This window comes from Rhodococcus sp. CX, assembly GCF_015865005.1.
In the GTDB taxonomy this organism is placed as follows: domain Bacteria; phylum Actinomycetota; class Actinomycetes; order Mycobacteriales; family Mycobacteriaceae; genus Rhodococcus.
In genome coordinates, this window is sequence record NZ_JADZGH010000263.1 from 8,738 (window position 1) to 10,494 (window position 1,757).

The following is a 1,757-nucleotide window of genomic DNA, read 5'->3' on the forward strand; positions in this document are numbered from 1 at the left end:
AATGAGCTCGACCAGTTCACGATTCGACGATTTCACCGCTCGGGAGAACCGGGCGCCGGGGCACATGCTGGTCGACGGCGAGTACGTCGCGCGTGAGGTCCGCGATCCGGACGAGCAATCGCCGGCTGGCGGGATCTCCTCGTCGGTGAACGACGTGGCGAAATGGCTCACCATGCTGCTCGCCGACGGGCAGTTCGAGGGGCGCACCGTCGTCGAGGCGTCGGCGCTGCAACCCGCACTGTCCCCGCAGGTGGTGTCGCGTGCGCCCGCGACCCCGGACAGCCGCGGCGGTTTCTACGGCTACGGGTTCAACGTCGGAACGCTCGCGTCGGGACGGACCTCGGTCGGTCACGCGGGGGCGTTCGCACTCGGCGCGGCCACCGCGTTCACCGCGGTGCCGTCGGCCGACGTCGCGATCGTCACGCTCACCAACGCCGCGCCGATCGGGGTCCCCGACACGCTCAATGCCGAGTTCGTCGACCTGGTGCAGTTCGGGGAGATCCGCGAGGACTGGGCAGGGCTGTACGAGAAGGCATATTCGGCCTACGCCGACCCGAAGGGTTCGCTGGTCGGCCAGGAACCGCCCACGGATCCGGCGCCGGCGAAGCCCCTCGACCGGTACACCGGGATCTACGACAATCCGTACTTCGGACCGGCACGCATCGACCAGCGGGACGGCAGCCTCGCGCTCACGATCGGGCCGGTGGGCCAGACCTATCCGCTGACCCACTGGGACGGTGACGTGTTCACGTTCGAAGTCACCGGCGAGAACGCCCCGGACGGGACGATCTCGACCGCGACGTTCACCCCCGATGCGGTGACGTTCGAGTACTGGAATTCCGACGGCATGGGAACCTTCACACGACAGGGAGCATCATGACCACATCCGACACGACCACTTCCCAGTCCGCGATCGCGGTGGTGCGCAATTTCCTCGACGCACTGGCGGCATCCGACATCGCCACCGCGGTCGCGCTGCTCGATCCCGAAATCGCTTGGTACAACACCGGACTGCCGACGCTGCGCGGGCTCCCGAGGGTCAGCCGCACGCTCCAAGGAATGTCCCGCCCTTCGGTCGGCCTGGAGGTGGTGATGCACCACATCGCCGACGACGGGAACGGCGTGGTGCTGACCGAACGCACGGACGTGCTGCGGGTGGGCCGGGTGTCGATCGCGTTCTGGGTGTGCGGCACGTTCGAGGTGCGCGACGGACGGATCCGGGTGTGGCGCGACCACTACGACATGGCCACCTTCCTGGGAGCCACCGCGACCGGTGTCCTCCGGGCGGTGCTGCGCCGGTCGTAGAATTCTCGAGGCCGCCGAACCGTTCGGCGGTGTGAACAGGGAGCAGTACGATGAGCGACGCCGAGCGCACCCCCGGTTTCGAGGCCGGACTCGAGGTCCGCAGGGAGGTGATGGGCGACGACTTCGTCGAGCGCGCGTTCGACCGTGCCCGTGGCACGGATTCGGAGGCCTTGCAGGAGTTCGTGACCGAGCACGCGTGGGGCGCGGTGTGGACCCGTCCCGGTCTCGATCGCCGCAGCCGCAGCCTGCTCAACATCGGCATGCTCATCGCCCTCCGCGCCGAGAACGAGCTGCGCGGCCACATCCGCGGCGCCCTCCGAAACGGCCTGACGCGCACCGAGATCACCGAAGCCGTCATCCATTCGGCCGCCTACTGCGGCTCCCCCGCCGCCCTCGCCGCGATGCGCGTCACCCAGGAGGTCCTCGAGGCCGAGCTCGGCCCCGCCTGACCG

Annotated in this window: 3 protein-coding genes; all 3 read left to right on the top strand. The window is 69.0% G+C overall.

The genetic code is table 11. The features are described 5' to 3' along the window. The coding region (locus I0Q12_RS29195) for a serine hydrolase (RefSeq protein WP_197257205.1) at positions 1 to 880 on the top strand (880 nt) is incomplete at its 5' end. Continuing rightward, positions 877 to 1,305, top strand: coding sequence for a limonene-1,2-epoxide hydrolase family protein (locus I0Q12_RS29200; protein ID WP_197257207.1), 429 nt, complete (start codon positions 877 to 879; stop codon positions 1,303 to 1,305). The genes I0Q12_RS29195 and I0Q12_RS29200, both read left to right, overlap by 4 nt. Positions 1,306 to 1,355: 50 nt before the next feature. Then, positions 1,356 to 1,754, top strand: coding sequence for a carboxymuconolactone decarboxylase family protein (locus I0Q12_RS29205; protein WP_197257209.1), 399 nt, complete (start codon positions 1,356 to 1,358; stop codon positions 1,752 to 1,754). Positions 1,755 to 1,757: the final 3 nt, after the last annotated feature.